At 67.5% G+C, this 18,322-nt stretch carries 19 protein-coding genes; 13 read left to right on the top strand and 6 right to left on the bottom strand.

Annotation, left to right across the window (positions count from 1 at the left end):
• Positions 1–21 precede the first annotated feature (21 nt).
• Positions 22–1,542: an MFS transporter gene (locus LF41_RS01950; RefSeq protein ID WP_036164963.1), complete on the top strand. Its 1,521-nt coding sequence runs from the start codon at positions 22–24 to the stop codon at positions 1,540–1,542.
• A gap of 56 nt (positions 1,543–1,598) precedes the next feature.
• Entirely contained in the window at positions 1,599–3,287 is a 1,689-nt protein-coding gene (locus tag LF41_RS01945) for an alpha-amylase family glycosyl hydrolase (protein ID WP_052116088.1), read from the top strand.
• Here the strand turns inward: LF41_RS01945 and LF41_RS01940 are convergent, their stop codons facing one another.
• Positions 3,288–4,085 (bottom strand): hypothetical protein, encoded by a 798-nt coding sequence (locus LF41_RS01940; protein ID WP_036164960.1) that lies wholly within the window; start codon positions 4,083–4,085, stop codon positions 3,288–3,290.
• Positions 4,086–4,102: 17 nt separating this feature from the next.
• Positions 4,103–6,550, bottom strand: a complete 2,448-nt coding sequence (gene rnr, locus LF41_RS01935; RefSeq protein ID WP_152599833.1) for a ribonuclease R — start codon at positions 6,548–6,550, stop codon at positions 4,103–4,105.
• 80 nt (positions 6,551–6,630) lie between these two features.
• On the opposite strand from rnr, the gene LF41_RS01930 reads away from it, so the two are divergent.
• From LF41_RS01930 to LF41_RS01890, 9 genes are all read left to right on the top strand, one after another.
• On the top strand, positions 6,631–7,680 hold the full coding sequence (locus LF41_RS01930; protein ID WP_036164958.1) for a LacI family DNA-binding transcriptional regulator: 1,050 nt from the start codon (positions 6,631–6,633) through the stop codon (positions 7,678–7,680).
• Positions 7,681–7,836: 156 nt separating this feature from the next.
• On the top strand, positions 7,837–10,188 hold the full coding sequence (locus tag LF41_RS01925; protein WP_036164956.1) for an autotransporter domain-containing protein: 2,352 nt from the start codon (positions 7,837–7,839) through the stop codon (positions 10,186–10,188).
• Positions 10,189–10,206: 18 nt separating this feature from the next.
• Complete coding sequence (locus LF41_RS15940) at positions 10,207–11,058, top strand: helix-turn-helix transcriptional regulator (protein ID WP_052116034.1); 852 nt, start codon at positions 10,207–10,209, stop codon at positions 11,056–11,058.
• A 29-nt stretch (positions 11,059–11,087) separates the two neighbouring features.
• A complete protein-coding gene (locus LF41_RS01915; RefSeq protein WP_084073219.1) occupies positions 11,088–12,134 on the top strand; it encodes a serine hydrolase domain-containing protein in 1,047 nt (348 codons plus the stop codon).
• Positions 12,135–12,198: 64 nt separating this feature from the next.
• Positions 12,199–12,417, top strand: a complete 219-nt coding sequence (locus LF41_RS01910) for a hypothetical protein (protein WP_036164954.1) — start codon at positions 12,199–12,201, stop codon at positions 12,415–12,417.
• A gap of 29 nt (positions 12,418–12,446) precedes the next feature.
• Positions 12,447–12,719, top strand: coding sequence for a hypothetical protein (locus LF41_RS01905; RefSeq protein WP_036164952.1), 273 nt, complete (start codon positions 12,447–12,449; stop codon positions 12,717–12,719).
• Between the two features lie 135 nt (positions 12,720–12,854).
• A complete protein-coding gene (locus tag LF41_RS01900) occupies positions 12,855–13,199 on the top strand; it encodes a hypothetical protein (RefSeq protein WP_036164951.1) in 345 nt (114 codons plus the stop codon).
• 8 nt (positions 13,200–13,207) lie between these two features.
• Positions 13,208–13,477, top strand: coding sequence for a hypothetical protein (locus LF41_RS01895; RefSeq protein WP_152599832.1), 270 nt, complete (start codon positions 13,208–13,210; stop codon positions 13,475–13,477).
• 86 nt (positions 13,478–13,563) lie between these two features.
• Entirely contained in the window at positions 13,564–14,001 is a 438-nt protein-coding gene (locus LF41_RS01890) for a DUF4124 domain-containing protein (RefSeq protein ID WP_036164947.1), read from the top strand.
• Positions 14,002–14,012: 11 nt separating this feature from the next.
• Here the strand turns inward: LF41_RS01890 and LF41_RS01885 are convergent, their stop codons facing one another.
• The 3 genes from LF41_RS01885 to LF41_RS01875 are packed head-to-tail and all read right to left on the bottom strand — an operon-like array spanning position 14,013 to position 15,265.
• Positions 14,013–14,540: a hypothetical protein gene (locus LF41_RS01885; protein ID WP_036164945.1), complete on the bottom strand. Its 528-nt coding sequence runs from the start codon at positions 14,538–14,540 to the stop codon at positions 14,013–14,015.
• A 52-nt stretch (positions 14,541–14,592) separates the two neighbouring features.
• Complete coding sequence (locus tag LF41_RS01880; protein WP_036164943.1) at positions 14,593–14,964, bottom strand: VOC family protein; 372 nt, start codon at positions 14,962–14,964, stop codon at positions 14,593–14,595.
• A gap of 25 nt (positions 14,965–14,989) precedes the next feature.
• Positions 14,990–15,265 carry a TFIIB-type zinc ribbon-containing protein gene (locus LF41_RS01875; protein ID WP_036164941.1) on the bottom strand — a complete coding sequence of 92 codons (276 nt, stop codon included), beginning with the start codon at positions 15,263–15,265 and terminating at the stop codon, positions 14,990–14,992.
• 117 nt (positions 15,266–15,382) lie between these two features.
• Between LF41_RS01875 and LF41_RS15935 the strand changes: the two genes are divergently transcribed.
• A complete protein-coding gene (locus LF41_RS15935; protein ID WP_084073217.1) occupies positions 15,383–16,963 on the top strand; it encodes a CPBP family intramembrane glutamic endopeptidase in 1,581 nt (526 codons plus the stop codon).
• A gap of 10 nt (positions 16,964–16,973) precedes the next feature.
• Here LF41_RS15935 and LF41_RS01865 read toward each other — a convergent pair whose 3' ends face one another.
• The gene (locus LF41_RS01865) at positions 16,974–17,378 is read right to left on the bottom strand and encodes a hypothetical protein (protein ID WP_036164939.1); all 405 of its coding nucleotides are present in this window, start codon (positions 17,376–17,378) and stop codon (positions 16,974–16,976) included.
• A gap of 224 nt (positions 17,379–17,602) precedes the next feature.
• On the opposite strand from LF41_RS01865, the gene LF41_RS01860 reads away from it, so the two are divergent.
• Positions 17,603–18,319: an SOS response-associated peptidase gene (locus LF41_RS01860; RefSeq protein ID WP_036164937.1), complete on the top strand. Its 717-nt coding sequence runs from the start codon at positions 17,603–17,605 to the stop codon at positions 18,317–18,319.
• Positions 18,320–18,322 lie beyond the last annotated feature (3 nt).

Raw genomic sequence — 18,322 nt, 5'->3', positions numbered from 1 at the left:
GATTCGACAAGGATCCTCGCGATGACGCAGACACCCACCGCCAAGCCGACGCTTTCGTTCTGGCAGATCTGGAACATGTGCTTCGGCTTCCTGGGCATCCAGTTCGGGTTCGCGCTGCAGAACGCGAACGCCAGCCGCATCTTCCAGACGCTCGGCGCGCCGATGGACGACATCCCGATGCTGTGGATCGCCGCGCCCCTCACGGGGCTGATCGTGCAGCCGATCGTCGGGTATCTGTCGGATCGCACGTGGACGGGCTTGGGGCGGCGGCGGCCGTACTTCCTCGTCGGCGCGGTCCTCGCGTCGCTGGCGTTGTTCGTGATGCCGAACTCGCCCGTGTTGTGGATGGCGGCGGGGTTGCTGTGGGTCCTCGATGCGTCGATCAATATTTCGATGGAACCGTTCCGCGCGTTCGTCGGCGACCAGTTGCCGGTGAAGCAGCGCGCCTCCGGTTACGCGATGCAGAGTTTCTTCATCGGCGTGGGGTCGGTGATCGCGAGCCTGTTGCCGTGGTTGCTGGCGAAGTTCGGCGTGTCCAATACCGCAGGCCCCGGCGAGGTGCCGGCGACCGTGCATTGGGCGTTCTATTTCGGCGGCGCGGTGCTGCTTGGCGCGATCGTGTGGACGATTGCGACGACGCGCGAGTATCCGCCGGAGCGGTTGCATGCGTGGGATGAGGCGCCACCGATCGCGCCCCGCGCGCGCGATGCCACGCGCATGCGCGTTTTGGCGCTGGCATGGTTGATTGCCGGCCTGGCGTTCGTCGTCGCCGTGTGGACGCAGGGGTGGGCGCGCGAGTTGTACGTGCTCGGCGGCCTGGTCGCCGGCTACGGCCTGGCGTTGCTGATCCGTACGCTGGTCCAGGGAGCGGGCGGTTTTTCGAACATCATGGACGACCTGTACGACATGCCGCAGACGATGCGGCAGCTCGCGGTCGTGCAGTTCTTCTCCTGGTTCGCTTTGTTCGCGATGTGGATCTACACCACCGGGGCGGTGACGCAGGTGCATTTCGGCAGCACGGACACCACTTCGGCCGCCTACAACGAGGGCGCGAACTGGGTGGGCGTGTTGTTCGCCGCGTACAACGGCTTCGCGGCGCTGGCGGCCATCGTGATCCCGTGGATGGTGAAGCGCTGGGGGCTGCGCACGAGTCATCTCATCAATGCCGTGCTGGGCGGGCTGGGCCTGTTGTCGATGGCCGTCATCCGCGAGCCGCAATGGCTGCTGCTGTCGATGGTGGGCGTGGGCTTCGCGTGGGCGTCGATCCTGTCCCTGCCGTACGCGTTGCTCTCGGATTCACTGCCTGCGGGGAAGATGGGCGTCTACATGGGCATCTTCAATTTCTTCATCGTGATCCCGCAGCTGGTCGCGGCCAGCCTGCTGGGGCTGATGCTGAAGTATTTCTTCGGCAACCAGCCGATCTATGCGCTGGTCATCGGTGGTGCGAGCCTGATCGTGGCCGGGTTGTGCGTGCTGCGCGTGCGGGAGCCTGGCGCCGTCATCCCCGCGAAAGCAGGGATCCAGAGTGGAGTTGCGTCGTGAAGGCTCGCAGGATGTTGCAACGTGCGTCGTGGTTCTGGATGCCCGCCTGCGCGGGAATGACGGCGTTGGTGGGCTGCACGCAACCCGCGCCTCCGCCGGCGCCGGAAACCAAGGCCGAAGCGCCCAAGCCCGTCGAGTACTACGGCACCAACGAACCATTCGCGGCCGACGCGGTGTATTTCGTGCTCACCGATCGCTTCGTCAATGGTGACAAGACCAACGACCATCGCGACCAGGGCAAGGGCGCGGCGCTCCACACGTTCGATCGCCCCGTGCCCGGCGCACCGAAGGGCAAGTCCGACAACGTCGGTTACCTCGGCGGCGACTTCCGCGGCTTGCTCGACAACGCCGAATACATCAAGGACCTCGGCTTTGGCGCGGTGTGGCTGACCCCGATCATCGACCAGCCGGATGAAGCCTTCACCGGCGGCGACCCCGTGAAGTGGGGCGGCATGTGGACCGACCGGGGCAAGACCGGTTACCACGGCTACTGGGGCGTGAATTTCTACAAGCTCGACGAACATCTGCCGAGCAAGAACCTCGATTTCCGCGGCCTGACGAAAGGCCTGAAATCGCACGGCCTGAAGACGGTGCTCGACATCGTGCAGAACCACGGCTCGCCGGCATACACGATGCCGAAAGACCAGCCCAAGTACGGCGAGATCTACGACAAGGACGGCAAGCTGATCGCCGACCACATGAACCTCGCGCCCGGCAAGCTCGACCCGTCGAACCCGCTCAACGCGTTCTACAACACCAAGCCCGGCCTGGCGCAGTTGTCGGACATCAACGAGAACGATCCGCGCGTGCTGCCGTATTTCCTCGGCGCGTACGAACAGTGGATCGGGCAGGGCGCCGACGCATTCCGCATCGACACCATTCCGTGGATGCCGCATTCGTACTGGCACCAGTTCGTCACGAAGATCCGCGACAAGCATCCGGGCTTCTTCATGTTCGGCGAAGCGTTCGACTACGACGCCAACAAGATCGCCGAGCAGACCTGGCCCGAGAACGCCGGCGTGAGCGTGCTCGATTTCCCGCTGCAGAAGGCGTTCGGCGAAGCGTTCGGCAAACCGCGCGCCGGCTTCGAGGCCATCGACAAGGCGTTGTACCTGACGAACGGTCCGTACGCGAACCCGTACGACCTGATGACCTTCTACGACAACCACGACATGGCCCGCCTGGACGCCACGGACGCCGGCTTCATCGATGCGAACAACGCGCTGTTCACCCTGCGCGGCATTCCCGTCGTCTACTACGGCTCGGAAACCGGCTTCGAACGCGGCACCGCGGAACACACCGGCAACCGCAACTATTACGGGCAGGACCGCATCGACGCGGCGGCCGACAGCCCGATCTACCGCCAGTTGCGCCGGATCGCGAACCTGCGCGCGCAAACCCCGGCGTTGCAACGCGGCCTGCAGGTGAATGTCGAAATGCAGGGCGACCATGCGGCGTTCTATCGCGTGCTGCAGCAGGGCAAGTCCGCGCAGATCGCACTCGTGCTGCTGAACAAGGGCGACGCGCCCGCGCAGTTCAGCGTGCGCGCATCACTGCAGCCGGGCGCGTGGAAGTCGGTGTTCGCGGGGACGGCCGTGAATGTCGCAGCTGGCGGAACGCTCGACGCGACCGTGGCACCGCACGACGTCGCGGTGTACGTCCTCGATGCCCCGGTGACCGAGCCTGCATTGAAGACCGAACTGGACCGCGCGATGTCGCGCGCGCGGCGGCACGTGGCGGATTGATCAGGTTTCCGCCGCCGCCAACCGCCGCCGCAACACCAGCTTCCGCGCGGTCTTCCGCAAGGGCCACAACGTCTTCTGGTACACCGCCGACAACAGTCGGCGCGAGCGCGGGATGCGCCAGCCGAAGCCTTCCTGGATCGCGTTGATGCAGGGGTTGCAGAGGCCGCAGGGGCGGCGCTCGCCGGCGGGGCTGTGGCAGAACCACGTCAGGCCCATGAAGGCGCCCCAGCCGTTGCGTTTCGCCTCGTCGACCATCTGTTGCCGGGTGGTGTCGATCAACGAGAACGAGTACGCGCCGTAGATCAACCACGCGTCGTGGCTGGGTGCGTCGGAGAAGATGCGGCGCGTCATGTAGCCACGGGAGCAAGGGAACGGTTCGGACAGGTTGTCGAACAGCACGAGACCGGCGCCATGCACGTGGCGCGCGCGCTCGGCGCCGATTTCCACGTCGTCCTTCCCATGTTGCTTGCAGTAGCGCGCCATCCACGGATATTGATTGCCGACGCCATGTTGCGCGCTCATGCGGTCGCCCGCGGCCTGGATCTGCGCGTCGGGCGCGATGTCCGCGACCTCCGCCATGATCGTCGGCAGCAGCGACGTACGCGTGCCCGGATGCGCATGCGCGAGCGCATCGCGGATGCGATCCATCGTGTCGATCTCGGTCTGCGTGGACGCGCGCGTGCGGTCCAGCAGATAGAGCGGTTGCACGGTCAGGCCGTCGACGAGCAGCAGCCTGAGGAGGAGGAAAGTGGAATCCCATCCACCGGTCCAGAAGATCTCGACGGGTCCCCCGTGCATCGAATGCCTCCTGTGCATCAGTACCGCTGCTTCACCTTCTTCGCGGGAGCGCCCCGCGGCGGAGGCGGTTTCACGCCGCGCTCTTCCTTCAAACGGAAATCGATGCGGCGATCTTCCACGCTGGCCTTCAATACCACGATTTCCACACGATCCCCGAGCCTGAATTCGCGGCCGTTGCGTTCGCCCGTCAGCGTTTTGCGGACCGGATCGAAGTGGTAGTAGTCGTTCGGCAACTGCGTCACGTGGATCAGGCCGTTGACCTTGGATTCGTCGAGTTCGACGAACAACCCGAAGCTCGTGACGCCGCTGATCGTGCCGCTGAACTCGCCGCCGACGTGTTGCTCCATCCACGCGGCGCGGTAGCGCTCGTCGACTTCGCGTTCGGCCTCGTCCGCGCGGCGCTCGCGCTCGGAGCACTGCAGCGTCAGCGCGGCCATCTCGTGTTCGCTGTACTTGAAGTTCGCTTCCTTGCCACCGGCGAGCGCGTGCTTGATCGCGCGGTGCAGCAACAGGTCGGGATAACGACGGATCGGCGAGGTGAAGTGCCCGTAGGCCTCCAGCGCCAGGCCGAAGTGCCCGAGGTTCTCGTTCGAGTACACCGCGAGCGACTGGCTGCGCAGCAGCACCGATTCCAGCAGCGCGGCGTCGGGGCGGTCGCGGATCTTCTTCAGCAGCGCGGTGAAATCGCGCGGCTCGACCTTGCCCCACGCCGGCATCTTGAGGTTGAACTCCTTCAGGAACTCGATGAGGTCGACGTACTTCTGTTCCGGCGGCTTGTCGTGGATGCGGAAGGGCGCCGGGATCTTCTTCTTCAGGATGAACTTCGCGGCCTCCACGTTGGCCGCGATCATGCATTCCTCGATCAGCATGTGCGCGTCGTTGCGCTGTAGCATGCCGGCCTGCGTGACCTCGCCCTGCGGGCCGAGTACGAAGCGCACCTCGGAGGATTCGAACTCGATCGCGCCACGCTTCTGGCGCGCGCGCTTGAGGACATGGAACAGCTGGTACAGGCGGTCGATCTGCGGTTGCAACGAGCCGATCTTCTGGAAGGCCTCTTCGCGCAATTCCTCGGTCGCCTCGTCGCCGACCGCGTTCCAGACCTGCGTGTAGGTCAGGCGTGCATGCGAGTTCATCACCGCTTCGTAGAACTTCGAGCGCGTGACCACGCCCTCGCGGTCGATGTGCATGTCGCAGACGAAGCACAGGCGGTCGACCTTCGGGTTCAGCGAGCAGATGCCGTTCGACAAGGTCTCCGGGAGCATCGGCACGACGAAGCCGGGGAAGTAGACCGACGTGGCGCGCAATTGCGCTTCGTCATCCAGCGGCGTGCCCGGCCGCACATAGTGCGAGACGTCCGCGATGGCGACGATCAGGCGGAAGCCTTCCTTCGTCGGCTCGCACCACACGGCATCGTCGAAGTCCTTCGCGTCCTCGCCGTCGATGGTGACGAGCGGGACCTTGCGCAGGTCGACGCGCCCGGCCGCCATCGATTCATCGACGGTGAGCGGGACGGCGGTGGCTTCATCGAGCACCGCCTGCGGGAATTCGTGCGGCAGCTCGTGGCCGTGGATCGCCGCTTCCACCGCGAGCGACGCGGTGAGCTTGTCGCCCAGTACCGCGAGGACCTTGCCGATGGGCGGGCGCGATGTGTCGGGCGCCTGCACCAGTTCGGCGACGACGAGCTGCCCCGGCTTGGCATCGTGCGATTCGCCCGGGGGGATCAGCACGTTGCGCTGGATGCGACGGTCGTCGGGCACGACGTAGCCGATGCCGGCTTCCATCGTGTAGCGGCCGATCAGGCGGTTGAGGCGGCGTTCGAGCACTTCGACGATCGCACCTTCGCGACGGCCGCGGCGGTCCATGCCGGTGACGCAGCCGAGCACGCGGTCGCCGTGCATCACCTTGCGCATTTCGAAGGGCGGCAGGAACAGGTCGTCGCCGCGCTCGCCCGCATCGGGGCGCAGGAAGCCGAAGCCGTCGGGATTGGCGATCACCACGCCGGGCACCAGGTCCATGCGCTTGGCGGGGGCGTAGGAGCCGTTGCGGTTCTGCAGCAACTGGCCGTCGCGCACCATCGCGCCCAGGCGCTTGCTCAGTGCATCGAAGCGATCGGGTTCGGTCAGCGAGAGCTTCTGCGCCAGCGAATCGGCATCCATCGGGCCTTCGTTGGCCTCGAGGATGCGCAGCAGCATTTCGCGGCTGGCGATGGGTTGTTCGTAGCGCGCGGACTCGCGGGCGAAGTGCGGATCCTTGTGCGGCGCCGGGCGCGGCGCGGCGGGGCGCGCATGCTGCGGAGCGCCGCGCATCGGCGGCGGGGGCGGGGCGGGCATCCAGCCGGGACGCTGCGCGGCCTTGTGCTTCGGGCCGCCGGGTTTCGGGCCTGCGCCCTTCTTCGCCGGCGTGGAGGTGGAGGACTTGCCGCGGCTGCCGCCGCGCTTGCTGGGAAATTTGGCCATGGCCGCCATGGTCGCACGCCCGTTCATGTGCGAACCGTCAACGTCCGGGCCTTCACACGGCCGCCCCCGCGCTGTCATGCTCGGCCGTGATGCGCAAGAAGACCAAGGCCACCTCCGTCGACATCGCCTACCGCGCCGGCGTTTCGCAGGCGACGGTCTCGCGCGTGTTGCGCGGCAGCCCGCTGGTCAACATCGAAACGCGCAAGCGCGTGGAAGCCGTCGCGCGCGAACTCAACTACAAGGTCGACCGCCACGCCTCGAGCCTGCGCACGCAGCGCGCCGGTTGCATCGCGCTGCTGCTGTTCGAGGATCCGACGGCCGACGAGTCGCACATCAATCCCTTCTTCCTGTCGATGCTCGGTTCGATCACGCGCGCTTGCGCGAAGCATGGGCAGGACCTGCTGGTGTCCTTCCAGCAGCTGTCGGACGACTGGCACGCGGATTACGAGAACAGCATGAAGGCCGACGGCCTGATCCTGCTCGGCTACGGCGATTACCTGGCGTACCAGAGCACGCTCGACCGGCTGGTGGAGCAGGGCACGCACTTCGTGCGCTGGGGCGCGGTGCTGCCGGGGCAACCCGGCGTGTCGATCGGCTGCGACAACTTCCACGGCGGGCAGCTCGTCGGTGAGCATCTGTACGGGATGGGCCGGCGGAAGGTCGCCTTCCTGGGCGATGCGAGCAGCCACTATCCGGAGTTTTTCGCGCGGTATCGCGGGTGTGGCGTCGCGTTGCACGACCTCGGCGTCGTGATGGATCCGGCATTGCAGGTGGATGCCGAGAGTTCGGAAGACGCCGGCTACGCCGCCGCGCGCACGTTGCTGGAACGTGGACAACCGTTCGACGCGGTGTTCGCCGCGAGCGACCTGATCGCGATCGGCGCGATGCGCGCGCTCACCGAACAACGCCTGCGCGTGCCGGAGGACGTGTCGGTGGTCGGCTTCGATGATATCCCGACCGCGCGCTTCACCAACCCCGCGCTGACCACCGTCTACCAGAACACGCAACGTGCCGGCGAAATGCTGGTGGACGCGTTGCTGCGCCAGATCCGCGACGAGCCCGTCGAAAGCCAGATGATCCCGGCGAGCCTGATCGTACGGAAGTCGAGCGGCACGCCGATCGCCGACAGCGAAGACTGACGAGGCAAAATCCGCTCGATGCAAGTCGGGCGGGTGTCCCGCGCAGGACGATGCACCTTCGGGCAATGCATGGGGAAAGGGCTGGAATGCCCTTTGTGTCAATGTCGATTCGTCGCGCGAACCCGTAGCGTCCTCCCCATCCTTCGGGGAAGCCGCATGAACCGCATCTACCGCATCATCTGGTCCCGCGTGCTCGGCGCGTGGGTCGTCGTGTCAGAGCTCGCGCGGTCCCGCATCCCGTCACGCCGCACGCTGCGCCGCGCCGCGGTGCCATCGTTGCTCGCGCTGGCATGCGTACAAGCGCATGCGACCGACTTCTACTGGGATGGGGGCACGGTCAACGGCGGCAATCCGTCGGCCAACGCCAACGGCGGTGCGGGCACCTGGAACACCACGCTCACGAATTTCGACACGCTGCTCAACGGCGGCGCGGACACGACGTGGACCAACGGCGACCACCACGCGATCTTCCCGTCGAACGGCAATTACACGATCACCCTCGGGACCGCGATCACCGCGGGCGACCTCACCTCGAACACCGCCAACGTCACGCTCACCGGCAACACGCTCACGCTGACGGGCACGCCGGTGCTGGATGGCGGCGGCAACCTGACGATCCTGTCGACGCTGGACGGGACGGCCGGGCTGACCAAAACCGGCGGCGGCGAGCTGTCGATGGCGGGTTCCCATGCGTTCGACGACGTGCAGTTGATCGGCGGCACGATCGATGTGCTCGCCGGCGGCACGCTCACCAGCGCCGACACGTTCGTCGGCACCGGCACGACACTCGATGTCCACGGCGCCTACGCGGGCACGGCGGGCGATGATCGCTTGCTCGTCGCCGGTACGGTGCGCGGTGCGTTCGACTTCGGTGGCGGCGACGATACGGTCGAGTTCGCGCAGGGCGCGCTCGACAACGCGACCTTCGTGGGCGGCGCGGGCAGCGACCGGTTGGTGTTCCGCGGAATGACGCTCGACGCGCCCGTCGTCGCCATCGGTTTTGAACGGACCGAATTGCGCGATGGCAGCGCGATGACGCTGTCTTCGCCGCTGTCCACCGGCGTGCTCGCGATCGATGCGAGTTCGCGCCTGGCGGCGCGCGCGGGGTCGCGCATCGATGGCGCGCTCGAGAATGCGGGCATGGTCGACGTCGGCGCGCACCGCCTCGCGATCAGCGGCGGATACACCGGTGCCGCGGGTAGCTTGCTCGACGTCCTGGTGTCGCCCGGTTCCGGCACGGCAGGCGGCCTCGATCTCAACGGCAACGTCGTCGGTACCACCGGCATCCGTTTCACGAGTGATGGCACGCAGGCGGGGCCGGCGACCACGTCGCTGCGCATCATCGATCTGTCGAACGACACGCCGGGCGATGGCGGCTTCGCGGCCGTCGACGCAGACGCGGACGGCGCCGTGCGCCTGGACGGCACGCCGTGGTTGTGGTCGTTCGCGCAGGACGAGGCGGACCACGACTGGTACCTGCGCACGACACAGGAAGAAGTCGTGCCCGAGATTCCCGCCATCGCCGTGCTGCACACGATCGGCGGCCTGCCGGTGCGCGATGCGGCGCAGCGCGTGTTCAACCGCCTCGGGGATACGCGTGCGAATGATGATTGCCGCGTCGTGAATCACGACGATCGCGCGCGCGTCGACCAGGCCAGCGATTGCAGCGGGTTCTGGATGTCGGTCTCCGCGGACGAAACGCGCGTGTCGAAGGGCCACGGCTACGCGTTCGACGGCGACACCACCGGCATGTACGTCGGCGCAGACACGCACATGCACGAGACCGGCGAGCGCAGCTTGCGCGCCGGCTGGCTGCTCGGTTACGTCGACGGCAACCACTGGACGGACGGCTCGGTCGCGGTCGGCAACCCCGTGGGCGCCGGCGTCGCCAACATCCGCACGCAGACGCCGCTGGCCGGCCTCTACGCCGGCAATGCCTGGAAGAACGGCGCATGGCTGGACGTGATGCTCTCGGGTTACCTGCACGATGCGGATATCCGCGCGCAGGGCGCGGCGGAATCGTTGCGCGGCAATACGCTGTCGCTGAGCGCCTCGGTCGGCCGACGCTTCGCGGTCGGCGATGCGTGGACGGTCGCGCCGGAATTCGCCGCGGGCGCGAGCGCCGTGCATTGGCAGGATCGCTCCGACTTCAACGGCATGGACCTCAACATGGCCGACGGCGTCGTCGGCCAGGCCCGCACGGCGGTGCGGTTCGAACGCGAGATCGAGGGCAAGTCGGGGACGTGGCGGCCGTGGATGCTCGTCGGCGTGGAAGACACGCTGGGCGAACCCAAGGTCGCGGCCACGCTTTTGCGCGCGGGCACGCCGGAAGTCATGCAGGCGTACGCCAACCACGACCTGGGATTTCAGGCGACGGTGGATGTCGGCGTGTCGGCACAATTGCGCGGCGGCGCCACCGCCTTCCTGTCGCTGTCCTACGCGCAAGGCCTGGAAGGCACCGACATCGAACGCCGCGGCGCGGACCTCGGCGTGCGCTGGGCCTGGTGATGTGCGAGGCTGGCCGGCATGCGCGGCCGGCCCCTCGAACTCGGCGTCAAAGGCCATGCGATCCGACAGCAGGCGACTGCGCGGATCGCGTTGGCGCAGTTGCGTCCCACCATCCCCGAGCACGACATCCACCGCCACCAGCACGACGACATGCACTTCGTGCTGCTGCTCGCTGGCCAGTACGCGAGCGATGCGCGCGGGATGCCGGCGGTGTGCGCCGAACCGGCGCTGATCCTCAACCCGCCGGGGACCGAGCATCGCGACCGTTTCAAGTCGCGAGATGGGTTGTTCGTTTCGCTGACGATGCCGTTCGATGCGTGGGCGGAGCTGGCGTGCGATATCCAAGTGCCTGATGGGCCCTTGCGGATGGATCGGCGTGCGCTTTCGCGTGCGATGCGGCTGCTGCCCGAGCTGTGGCAATGGGACACGGCCTCTCCGCTGGCGGTCGAATCGATCGTCGCCGAGCTGCTGGCCGATCGCCGCATCGAGCAGGCGAGCGCGCGGCCCGATGCCATCCTCGACCGCGTGATCGAACGGCTCGAAGACGATCGCGCGCACGTGCCGTCGATTCGCGAACTCGCGGCGCTCGTCGGCCTGCATCCGGTGTATCTCGCGCGCATGTTCCGTCGCCGCTTCGGGCAATCGCCGAGCGAGTGGATCCGCCGGCGTCGCCTGCATCGCGCATTGTCGGCGGTCGCGCGCGGATGTGCCGTGGCGGACACCGCGGCGGCGTTGGGGTTCGTCGACCAGAGCCACCTGCATCGCTGCTTCGTCGCCGAGTTCGGCATGACGCCGGGCGCGTTCCGGCGCCTGGCCCTCGGCCGGTGCGAGGTTGCGCGGATACAAGAACACCCGTCGGGCCGGTGCTAGCCTGCGGCCTTCCTTCACGGAGGTGGGCGATGTCGCGTCGTTGGCTGGCGGTGCCGTGCGTGCTTTTTCCGATGATCGCCTTGGCACAGGACGCCTTCGCGCCGGCGACGGCCGCGGTGGAGCAGGGCGATTACAAGGCGATCACGAGCGTGCTCGTGTCGCAGGACGGCAAGGTCGTCTACGAACATTACTTCGACGAAGGCGGCGCGGAAGCGCGGCGCAACACCCGTTCGGCGACCAAGACCGTCGCGGGCATCCTCGCGGGCCTGGCGATCGCCGACGGGAAGATCGCGGGCAAGGACGCGCGCATCTTCGACCTGCTGCCGCCCGCGCGCCGCGCGCGGATGCAGAATCCCGATCCGCGCAAGGACGCGATCACCGTCGAGGACGTGCTGACCATGTCATCGCTGGTCGAATGCGACGACGAAAACCAATTCTCGCGCGGCAACGAAGAACGCATGTACCTGGTCGAGGATTGGGTGCAATTCTGGGCCGATCTTCCGGTGCAGGGGTTTCCGGCATGGATGCCCAAACCGAAGGATTCCCCGCACGGCCGCAGCTTCCGCTACTGCACCGCGGGCGTGACGACCCTGGGTGAAGCGGTGCAGACCGCGGTCGGCGAGCCGCTGCAGGACTACGCGCAGCGGCGCTTGTTCGCGCCGTTGGGGATCGAGAAGCCGGAGTGGCAGTTCACGCCGCTGGGGCTTGCGCAGGCGGGCGGCGGGCTCGGGTTGCGCACGCGCGATCTGTGGAAGATCGGGCAGGTGTATCTCGATGGCGGGCGCGCGGGCGGCAAGCAGGTCGTGCCGGCGGCGTGGGTGCAGGCGTCCCTGTCCGCGCAGGCCACCGCGCGCGAGGAAGCGGACTACGGTTACCTGTGGTGGCTGATGAAGGTGCCCGTCGGCGGCGAGGTGCGCACGTATCCCGCGATGGCCGGCTCCGGCGGCAACACGGTCTTCCTCCTGCCCGACAAGCGCGCCGTCGTCGTGATCACCACCACCAACTACAACGAGCGGCAGCCGCATCTGCTGACGTTCAAGTTGTTCACGGAGAAGCTGTTGCCGGCACTGAAATGAGCGCCGGTCACATCCGTCGCCCGGGGGCGTCCCTGTCTTCGAACCCCGACAGGAAACCGCACGCATGCCCTGGCTCCGCTGGCTCCTCACTGCTTTCGCCCTCATCTTCCCGGTGCTCCTGGCGACGTACCTGATGCGCGATCGTCCCTTGGCGCAGGCCGTCAGCGAGGCGCTCGCGTGGGGCGGCATCAGCGCCTGGGTCTACGTGGCCGCCCGCGTCAATGCGGTCCGCCGCGGGCGCCGATGCGCGCTGTGCGAGGACCCTTCGCGCGTCGGGGAGTAGGATCGCGGCGCCCACGAGGAGGGAGTGCCATGGCCACCCGCAAGTCGACCGTTCGCAGGACCGCGACGAAGAAGACGACGACCCGCAAGCACGAAGTGCGCGCCGAACTGACCAATGTCGAGCTCGTCAAGGCGAAGTCGGCGTTGAAACTCGAAGTGTTCGTCCGACACGAGAAACTCGGCGAACTCGAAGTCGGCCGCGGCTCGATTTACTGGCGCGGCGCGAACCGCCAACTCCGCAAGCGCGTCGATTGGACGCGCTTCGCGGAGATGATGGACAACCTGGCTTACGGCGCCCGCTGAGCGCGTACACGACGAACTAGGATTCGTCCTACCCAGTCAACTTTGTTCGACTTGCACTCGGTTGCCCCAAGGGACGACTGACGTGGGCGCCGCGACGGTGCACCTTCCAGTCTCCCCCGATGGAAGCGATGTGCCATGCAGCAGCTCGACGCCCGTACCGATTTCGTTTGCGCCAGCGACCATGCGCTCAAGAGCCTGCGCGCGGTGTTCCTGATGACCGGGCGCTCGCCCGACGAAGCGGTGCGGCATGCAGCGCACGTTGTCGCGACGCTGCTCGACCACGGCGGCGCCGGCTGGATCGAGCGCCTGATCGAATCGCAGGCCTCCGCGCAATTGCGGGAAATGGCGCGACTCGCGGCGGAGGATTGCGCGGCCGACGACAATTGCGCGAAGACGCGCGCGCAGACCTTGCTGGTGTGCCTGGCGCGGCAGGCGCTGGCTGCGGAAGTGTTCGACGCGGTCGCCGCGCGGACGCGCTGAGACGCGCCGTGTGCACGACTGTCGAAGTCGTCGATGTCGCGCAGGTGTGCTGGGCGCTACGCAGGGGGCATCCCGCGCGCGTGGGGCGCGTGGTGCTGCGGCCCGACCTCCTGCGCGACATCATCTGGCTGCGCGATCCCGCAGGCGAAGTGCAGATCGCGTCGGCGGCCATCGATGAGGCGGGATGCCTGGCGGCGTTGCAAGGGGCGATGCGCTATTGCGTCGATGGACCCTGCGGCGAAGGAGAGCCCCTCCGTCCTTCGGTGAGATTTCGGTAGCGCGGCGAGCAACATTCACCTGCGCGTACGTGCACCTGGCGCGCCGCCGCGCGTTAGGGTGCGCACATCCCCCCGAGGAACGCGCCATGACGATCCGCTCGCTCTCCGCATCCGCCGCCGTCGTCCTGCTGCTTGCATCGGGCGCCGCGTTTGCCGAGGAAGGGCGGGCGGCCTCCCGCGTCTACAAGTGCATCGACGCGTCCGGAAGCGTTTCGTACCAGGGCACGGCTTGCGCGAACGGCGCCACCCTCGTCGCCACGCATGCCTACGTGCTGCCCGTCGAAGTCGAGCGCCGCCGCGAGCTCGAACGCCAGACCGCCGCGCGCGAATACAACGCCACGTACGATCGCGCGTACGCGCAGTACTCCGGGCAACAGGCCTCGGCGCGCGACCTGCAGCGCACGCGCTGCGCCGATGCCAGGGCGCATCGCGAAGCGACGCTCGCCGAAGTCGGCCTGGGCCGCGACTTCGACCTGCTGCGCTCGCTCGACGACGCCGTGCACGCCGTCTGCAAGCGCCTCTGACGCAACGCGCCTCAGCGCTTGCGCCACGCCGTGCGCACGTAGTGCATGTTGCGGCGCTCCACCCATCCGTCCTTCGTCTTCTCGCGCGTGACCACGCGATACCCGTCCTTGCCGTCGGCGAGGTAGCTGCTTTCGAGTTCGATCACGCTGCCGTCGGGCGAGACATGGCGCTCCGGGATCGTCGCGCCGTCGGCCGTTTGCACGAAGTAGCCTTCGCTCACGGCGCCGGTGCTGGTGAAGTAGTGGTAACGCACGCGCTTGTTGGCATCGTCCCAGCTGAAGATCGACTGCCCTTCGTACACCGGGTCCGATCCTTCGACGACGTGCCAGTTGCCCACGAGTTTGCCCCCGTAGAGCGATTCGAAACACTGCACGTCGGCCTGCTTGCCGCCCGGGAACTCCGCGCGCCAGCAACTGCCGACGAGGAACGCGATGGGGGCGAAGCGCGGGTCGAGCGAGACGGCCGCCGCAACGGGTTCCGATGCGTGCGCGCAAGCGATGGCGGCGAACGTGGCGATCGACAGCAGGGCGGTGCGCATGGCGGTCGGCTCCCGGGCGTTGGACGCACGGGAGCTTACGCCGTCGACCGGCTCACTGCAGCGAGTGCAGCCCGATCATGTTGCCTTCGGTATCGAAGGCCAGGGCGATGAACCCGTAATCGCCGATGGAGAACTTGTCCTTGTGGATCGCGCCGCCGTGGTCGACGACACGCTGCGCTTCCACCGCGCAGTCCTCGCACATGAAGTACACCAGCGTGCCCATGCCGCCGGACGGAACGCCGGGCATGCGCACCAGGGCGCCGGCCGCGCCCTGCGCTTCGGGTTGCATGGGGAAGACCCACATTTCGCCTTCGTCGCCGACGTTCAACGGTTCGAGCGTGCGCTGGAACACGCCCTCGTAGAACGTCTTCGCGCGCGGGAGATCCTGCACGTAGATCTCGAACCAGCCGACGGGATTGGCCATGGTGTCGCCTTTGCCTGGGGGAAGGTCAGTCGAAGATGTCGCTCAGCCAGCTTTTCTTGTGCTTGTAGTACGGCTTGCCGTGGTGCTGCTGCGGATGTTGCTGCGCGTACGGCTGCGGCGGCGACGTGTAGGCGGGTTGCGCGGGCTGGGGTGCGGGGGCGTTGTTGCCGGCGCGTTCCAGGAGTTTGTCGAGCTCGCCGCGATCGAGCCACACGCCGCGGCATTGCGGGCAGTAGTCGATCTCGATCCCCTGGCGGTCGGTCATCAGGAGGGTGGCGTCGGGGCAATGGGGGCAGCGCATGCGGGGGAGTCTGCGTTCGGGGGAGGCTCGAAGGTAACGGGTCCGCGGCTCGAAAGTGTCAGGGTTTTGGAAAGGTTCGCGTAGGATGTTGACGGGGATCGACGTAGGAAATTGCGGATGCGGACGTTCGGAATGTGGGGCGCGGGCCTGTTGGCCCTGGTGATGTGTGCAGGCGTGGCGCGCGCTGAAACCGCGCCGGACATCAAGGCGGCCACCGCCCATGTCGAAGCCGGTGCGGCCGCCGCCTACCGCGAGCAGCTGGCGCGATTCGACGCCGCGCAAGCCGCCGCGCCGGACGACGCCGCGCTCGCGGTGGCGCGTTGCGAGTTCATCGCGCAATACACCGACGAGGAATACGGCATCTCCGTCGCATCGGCGCCCGAGGATTTCGACGCGTGCGAAGCGCACGTGCTGGACCGAATGCCGAACGCGCCCGAAGTGGCGCTGTTCAAGCTCGATCGCATCTGCGTCCTCGAGAAATCCCTCGCCGAAGGCGAGCGCCTGCTGAAGGTTTCGACGCAGTGGCCGCCCGCGATGCGCGCGCGCCTGCTCGCGAAGCTCGCCGAACTGGATGACGCGAAGGCGCAACGCTATGCGCTCGATGCGGTGCGACTGGATGCGAATGCGCCGGTCGATGACGCGACGCTTGCGCGGGCATGGCTCGATGCCGGCGACCCTGCGAAAGCCGAGCAGGCGCTCGAAGGCGTTGAAGCGACGTGGGGACCCTACGGCGAGCTGCGATTCGACCTGGCCATCGCCCGCAAGGATTGGACCGCCGCGGTGGCCATGATCGACGTGCGCGACGTGAGCGACATCTACCCGAGCCTGCAGCGCTTCGGCCGCCTTGCGGTCGCAGCGCCCTCGACGCTGGCACAGGGCCAGATGCCCGTCCTGCTCTTCATGGTGCTCGCCATGGGCGCCGGCCTGGCCGCGTTGCCCGTGCTGCTCCTGCTACCGGTGCACTACCGCGGGCTGGTGCGTCGTCTGCAACACCGCACCGCGCAGGCGCCACTTCCGCGCGTGACGCTGTGGCATGCGTGGTACGGCGCGGCGGTCGCGCTCGCGGTGCCGTCGATGCTGATGGTGTTCGTCGCGCCGCAGATGCTGGGCGACACCGAAGGCGCCACCCGCATGGGGCCGGGCGTGTTCGCGCTCATGCTGTGGTCGACCTGCGTGTCGCTGCTCGCGATGGTCCCGGTGCTCGGCGTATTCGGCAAGCGCGGCCTGCTCGGCGACGGTGCGCTGTGGCGCGCGTCGTGGCGGCGCATCGTCGTTTACTGGCTGGCGCTGATCGCCATCGTGTTCGCGCTCAATGCGCTGTTCACGCTGACCGGCATGGACACGACGACCGAACAGACGCGCATGGTCGCCGCGCTCGCCGAACAGGCGAAGGGCGCCTCCGGCGTCCTGCTCACGCTGGGCATCGTCGCGCTGCTCGGGCCGGTGTTCGAGGAACTGGTGTTCCGCGGCCTCCTGCTCAACGGCATGGCGCGACACCTGGACTTCCGCTGGGCGAACGGGATCCAGGCGTTGCTGTTCGCGTGCATGCACGCCGATCCGCCGCGTTTCGTCTTCTATTTTGCGATGGGCTTGTTCGGCGGCTGGCTGGTGCGGCGCACCGGTTCGCTCGCGCCGGCAATCGCGCTGCACGTGTTGAACAACGCGTGGGCGATGGGGCTGATGGTCGCCCTGACCTGAGGGGGCGTGATCAGCCCGCGTTCGCGCTGAAGATCATGCGCGTCGCGGCGGCGTCGCCGAGCACGGGTTGCAGGCGGATCTCGACGCGTTCGCCGTCGCGTTCCCAGTGCAGGTGCACGGCGTTGTCGCCCGACTGTTCGGACAGGATGCGGTAGCCGCGTTGCGGCATGGCGTCGCGATAGAAGGCGGCGGTGTCCTGCATCGAGTTCGGCACGTACCAGCTGCCGCCGAAACGATCGGTGGTGAGTTTGCGGCCCTGCAAGGGCACCGGGAAATCGGCGTGGGCGCGTTCCGCGGGGCGGGTGGGCAGGACGACGGCGCCGACCTGGAACGTGCCCGTGCCCGTCTCCGCCAACGCGGGCGCGCAGGCGGCGCTCGCGAACAGCAAACCGGCGATGACACTACGGACGAACATGCGACGCTCCATCAAGGCGTGCAGGATCGTGATTGGCGAGGGCGCGGTTTGCGGATGCAGTCACAGTCCGCCGAAAGTCATGCCCTCGTCGCGGATGAATGATTCAGCGCGTGTACGCGTTGCGTCCACGTGAATGCACGGCGCAGGGAGAATCGCACTTGCGTTTACTGCAGAGCTTCGGCGTGTTGGCCTGATCGCGACGCGCCGGGGGCGAGGATCGTGCCATGCGCCGATTCGTCCAGTCCTTTTCCGAAGAGAGCCTGCCGCGCGGCGTTCCGAAGGCGATCGCGGCGGCGCTGGCGCAATGCCCGGATCGTTACAACATCGCGGTGCGCAAGCCCGCGGCCGTCATCCTCGACCGCGGCGAGGGCCTGGCAGTCGAAGACTTCGACTGGGGGTTGATCCCGAGCTGGTCGAAGCTGCCCGAGACGAAGTACACGACGGTGACCGCACGCCTGGACCGCGCGCCACGCAGCCGCATCTTCAAACGCCCCTGGGAACAACGGCGCTGCGTCGTACCGTTGAACGGGTATTACAAGTGGGATCGCAGCGTGTCGCCGCCGCAGCCGTACTTCATCCAGTCGCAGGTGGGGCAGGTGTTGTTCGCGGCCGGCTTGTGGGATCACTGGCACCGCGAGGAACCGCACGTGTTCTCGTTCGCGGTGCTGACGGCGGAGAACGCGGCCATCCCGCCGCCGCTCGTGCCCGACGGGCCTGTGTTCGTCGATGCGCCGAAGATCGCGGACTGGATCGACGGGCCCTGGTTTCCGCAACGCTTCCTCGCGCGCATGCCGCAGCCCGCGCTCGAAGCCTATCCGGTGTCGCGCCGCATCCGCTCGCGCGAAGAAGACGACTACACCCTCCTGGATCCGGTGGACCCGCTGGAGGATGCAGTCGCCACCGTGGGCTTCGACGAGATCGGCGAAGACGAGGACGACTGAGCG

Source organism: Lysobacter dokdonensis DS-58 (assembly GCF_000770795.1).
Taxonomy (GTDB): domain Bacteria; phylum Pseudomonadota; class Gammaproteobacteria; order Xanthomonadales; family Xanthomonadaceae; genus Noviluteimonas; species Noviluteimonas dokdonensis.
This window is presented reverse-complemented; position numbering and strand designations above follow the sequence as displayed.

Bases quoted from the DNA above. Each gene is read 5' to 3' on its own strand.
- rnr (WP_152599833.1), bottom strand. From the start codon at position 6,550: ATGGCGGCCATGGCCAAATTTCCCAGCAAGCGCGGCGGCAGCCGCGGC.
- LF41_RS01890 (WP_036164947.1), top strand. From the start codon at position 13,564: ATGACGATCCGCTCGCTCTCCGCATCCGCCGCCGTCGTCCTGCTGCTT.
- LF41_RS01860 (WP_036164937.1), top strand. From the start codon at position 17,603: ATGCGCCGATTCGTCCAGTCCTTTTCCGAAGAGAGCCTGCCGCGCGGC.
- LF41_RS01925 (WP_036164956.1), top strand. From the start codon at position 7,837: ATGAACCGCATCTACCGCATCATCTGGTCCCGCGTGCTCGGCGCGTGG.
- LF41_RS01915 (WP_084073219.1), top strand. From the start codon at position 11,088: ATGTCGCGTCGTTGGCTGGCGGTGCCGTGCGTGCTTTTTCCGATGATC.
- LF41_RS01950 (WP_036164963.1), top strand. From the start codon at position 22: ATGACGCAGACACCCACCGCCAAGCCGACGCTTTCGTTCTGGCAGATC.
- LF41_RS01945 (WP_052116088.1), top strand. From the start codon at position 1,599: ATGACGGCGTTGGTGGGCTGCACGCAACCCGCGCCTCCGCCGGCGCCG.
- LF41_RS01930 (WP_036164958.1), top strand. From the start codon at position 6,631: ATGCGCAAGAAGACCAAGGCCACCTCCGTCGACATCGCCTACCGCGCC.
- LF41_RS01885 (WP_036164945.1), bottom strand. From the start codon at position 14,540: ATGCGCACCGCCCTGCTGTCGATCGCCACGTTCGCCGCCATCGCTTGC.
- LF41_RS01910 (WP_036164954.1), top strand. From the start codon at position 12,199: ATGCCCTGGCTCCGCTGGCTCCTCACTGCTTTCGCCCTCATCTTCCCG.
- LF41_RS01865 (WP_036164939.1), bottom strand. From the start codon at position 17,378: ATGTTCGTCCGTAGTGTCATCGCCGGTTTGCTGTTCGCGAGCGCCGCC.
- LF41_RS01905 (WP_036164952.1), top strand. From the start codon at position 12,447: ATGGCCACCCGCAAGTCGACCGTTCGCAGGACCGCGACGAAGAAGACG.
- LF41_RS01940 (WP_036164960.1), bottom strand. From the start codon at position 4,085: ATGCACGGGGGACCCGTCGAGATCTTCTGGACCGGTGGATGGGATTCC.
- LF41_RS01900 (WP_036164951.1), top strand. From the start codon at position 12,855: ATGCAGCAGCTCGACGCCCGTACCGATTTCGTTTGCGCCAGCGACCAT.
- LF41_RS01875 (WP_036164941.1), bottom strand. From the start codon at position 15,265: ATGCGCTGCCCCCATTGCCCCGACGCCACCCTCCTGATGACCGACCGC.
- LF41_RS15935 (WP_084073217.1), top strand. From the start codon at position 15,383: ATGCGGACGTTCGGAATGTGGGGCGCGGGCCTGTTGGCCCTGGTGATG.
- LF41_RS15940 (WP_052116034.1), top strand. From the start codon at position 10,207: ATGCGCGGCCGGCCCCTCGAACTCGGCGTCAAAGGCCATGCGATCCGA.
- LF41_RS01880 (WP_036164943.1), bottom strand. From the start codon at position 14,964: ATGGCCAATCCCGTCGGCTGGTTCGAGATCTACGTGCAGGATCTCCCG.